The 3,434-nt window shown below is 68.3% G+C and carries 2 protein-coding genes; one reads left to right on the top strand and one right to left on the bottom strand.

Going from position 1 to position 3,434, the window contains the following annotated elements; translation table 11 throughout:
• On the top strand, positions 1-2,599 hold a 2,599-nt coding region (locus JO059_RS08760), incomplete at its 5' end, for an EAL domain-containing protein (RefSeq protein WP_293315753.1).
• Here the strand turns inward: JO059_RS08760 and JO059_RS08765 are convergent.
• Positions 2,576-3,434, bottom strand: an 859-nt coding sequence (locus JO059_RS08765) for an MsnO8 family LLM class oxidoreductase (protein WP_293315755.1), incomplete at its 5' end; no start/stop codon positions are given. The two genes, JO059_RS08760 and JO059_RS08765, sit on opposite strands and share 24 nt — an antisense overlap.

A 3,434-nucleotide genomic window follows, 5' to 3' on the forward strand; every position in this document is an offset into this window, starting at 1 on the left:
CCTCAACGCCTTCGACACCGCGATCCTGATCGAGGGCGTTCCGATCGAGGTGCGACCGAGCATCGGTCTCACGGCGGCGACGGCCAACTCGAACTGCACCGTCGACCAGCTCCTGCGGCACGCGGACTTGGCCATGTATGCCGCCAAACGCGAAGGCGGCCAATGTGTTCGCAGCTTCATGCCGGGTGTGGCGTTTCCGACCGCAGTGACGCCACCGGGTGATTCGACCGCCGGCCCGCAGACGCCGACAAGGACGCCGCAACCGGCGCCTGAAGCGGTGGCCGCGCCGCCGCCCCAGACAGACTATGCGCCCGGCAGCGTTCGGTGGCCTCCTCCGGTCATCCGGAAGGCGTTGGCGCTGGTGGTGATTGGACTGATCGCTTTCACCGCGATGAGCGTCCTGAGCGGCGGTCACAGCGCCTTCGCCACCGAATTCCTCTACCCCTGGCTAAATCTGTCGGCGGCTGCACTCATCGCCGTGCGCGCGTACCGCATCGCGGCGGAACGTTGGGCATGGGCGCTCATCGCGGCCGGAATGGCGGTTTCGGCGGCGGGAGACGTTGTCTACGCACTATGGGTGACGGACGGTAAGTCGCCATCGGCGGCGGATCCGGAGTACCTCGCGTTCTATCCGTTCGTCTACGTCGGACTGCTGCTGCTGATGCGGGCACGACGCAAACAGCTGCCGCTCGCCATCCAGCTGGATTCCATGATCTGCGGGTTGGCCATGGCCGCGGTGGCCGCGGCCTTGACGGCAGGGCCCCTGCACGCCGCCGCGGCCCGCACACCGGCGACGGTCCTGGTGAGCCTGCTTTATCCGTGGGGCGACCTGGTGCTGCTGGCGCTGGCCGCGGGCATGCTGCCGAACTTCGCGTGGCGCAAGGACTTTCGCTGTGGCCTCGTCTTTGCCGGGATCATCGGGTTCGGGATCGCCGACACGGTATATCTCATCCAGACGTCCGCGGGCTCCTACCGGGCCGGCGGGGTGCTGGATGCCCTCTGGCCCGCGTCGTCGCTGCTGGTGGCCGTCGCAGCCTGGGCGCCTTCGTGGTCGGTGCCGTTGCCGAGACGCGGGCTCGGCCCCTATTTCACCCCGGTCGCGTGCACGGTCGTGGTGCTGGCAGTCGCGATCCTCGCCCACAATTCACGGCTCGCCGTGACCCTCGCCGCGCTCAGCCTGATCGCAATCGCCGCGCGAATGTCGGTGACCTTCCGGGACGTCAGCATGTTGGCCGAAAGTCACAAGGAGGCCATGACCGACGAGCTGACCGCGTTGCCCAACCGGCGCTCGCTGGCGACCGCTCTGACCGCGACGTCCGACCCCGCCCGCCCGGCGCACTCGCCGGCGAACCGGGCGGCATCCCGTCGAGCGCTGCTGCTGCTGAAGCTCTGCGAATTTCAAGAGATCAACGACTCCGTCGGTCGCCACTTCGGCGACGAGTTGTTGCGCCACATCGCGAACCGACTGGCGAACTGCGTGCGCGCCGACGACCTGCTTGCGCGCGTCGGCGATGACGAATTCGCGGTCCTACTCGCCGAAGGGGCCGACTCGATCACCGCGCGCGCCCGGGCGGGTCGGCTGCTCGAAGCCCTGACCGAACCGTTCCCGCTGGATCCGATCACCGTGCAAGTCGACGCTCGAATCGCCATCGCCCTGTGTCCCGATCACTGCGAGCATCCGCAGGAATTGCTGAAACGTGCCGAAACGGCGATCGCCTATGCCAAGTCCGCCAAAAGCAGGATCGCAACGTACGACCCGGCATTCGAAATGTACGGCGACAACGACCCAGGCCTCGTCGAGGACCTACGGGCCACCCTGGTCGACTGTGACCGCCTGACGGTGTATTACCAGCCGAAAATCAACGCGCGTGACGGCAGCGTGCATAGCGTCGAGGCGCTGTTGCGCTGGCAGGACCCTAGCCGTGGGCTGCTGCTACCCGAGGAGTTCCTGCCGGCCGCGGAACGAGCCGGGTTGATGCGCAAACTCACCAACCACACGCTCGCCGTCGCCCTGGCACAAATTCGGTCGTGGCGCGAGCAAGGCATCGCAACGGCGGTCGCGGTGAACCTCTCGACGACGAACCTGCTGGACCTTGACCTGGTGGGCACCGTGGAGGAGCTGCTGCGAACCCACGAATTGCCCGGTGACGCCCTGATCGCCGAGATCACCGAAAGCGCCCTCGTCGACTCGGCACGCTCCCGCAATACCGTGGCCGCGCTGCAGCGCCTCGGCGTCCGGATCTCGATCGACGACTACGGCACGGGATGGTCGTCGCTGGCCCGCCTGCAGGACGTGTCGGTCGAAGAGTTGAAGCTCGACAAGGTGTTCGTGGGGCGCCTGGCCCAGGACGCGCGATCGGTAGCCATCGTGCGCTCCACGGTGGCGTTGGCGCAAAACCTCGGAGCCGAGCTGGTCGCCGAGGGGGTGGAAGATGAAGGCACACTACAGGCGCTGCGGCGGTACGGCTGCACCATCACCCAGGGCTTCGTGCACACTCCGCCGTTGCCCGCCGACGAGTTTCAGCAGTGGGTAGCCAGCCGACAGGGCGGCGGCCAGCGACGGTCAGAAGGACCACTAGAACAGCTCTTTCGCCAGTAGCTCGCACGTCGCGACCCGCGTCGGCGCGGTGGCCGGGTCGGTGCCGCGGCGGGCCGAGGCGACCGGGTTCACCATCACCTCGTCGACGCCGAACCGTTCGGCGAGCGCGCGCACCTGCGCGGCGGCCTCGGCCGGCGTGCCGAGGACGGCGCGCCGCAGCCCGCTGTCGACGATGCGCTGCTGCTCCGCCGTCAGCTCGGCTTGTGCCGCCTGCGCCTCCTCGACCAGCGGCACCGGGCCGAGCTGCTGCCCGGTGCGCAGCCGCGCCATCATCTGCAGGTTGGGCAGCATCAATGCCGTTGCCTCGTCGCGAGTTTCGGCCACCGCCGCGTTGACCGTCAGGAAGGTGACGGGCTCGGCGGTCAATTTGCTTGGGATGAAACGAGATCGGTAAACCGCGAGCGCCTCTTCGGTTCCCTTGCCGGAGAAGTGATGGGCGAAAACGTACGGCAGCCCCTTGGCGGCGGCCAAGTGCGCCGAGTACAGCGACGATCCCAGCAGCCACAGGCGCGGTTCGCCGGCGGCGGCCGGCGTGGCCTTGAGCCGATAGTTCCCGGAGCGCAGCGGCACCACCACGCCGCGCGCGCTCATCAGCGCGGCCACGTCGTCGAGGTAGTCCGGAAAGTTCTCGATGTCTTCTTCACCGCGGGCGCTGCGCAGGGCATAGGAGGTCACCGGGTCGGAGCCGGGCGCCCGGCCGATGCCCAGGTCTATGCGGCCCGGGGCGGCGGCTTCCAGCAGCGCGAACTGCTCGGCGACCGCCAGCGGCGCATGGTTGGGCAGCATCACCCCGCCGGAGCCCAGCCTCAAGTGCGAGGTCTGCGCGGCCAGATAC

This window comes from Mycobacterium sp. (genome assembly GCF_019247615.1).
GTDB lineage: Bacteria > Actinomycetota > Actinomycetes > Mycobacteriales > Mycobacteriaceae > Mycobacterium.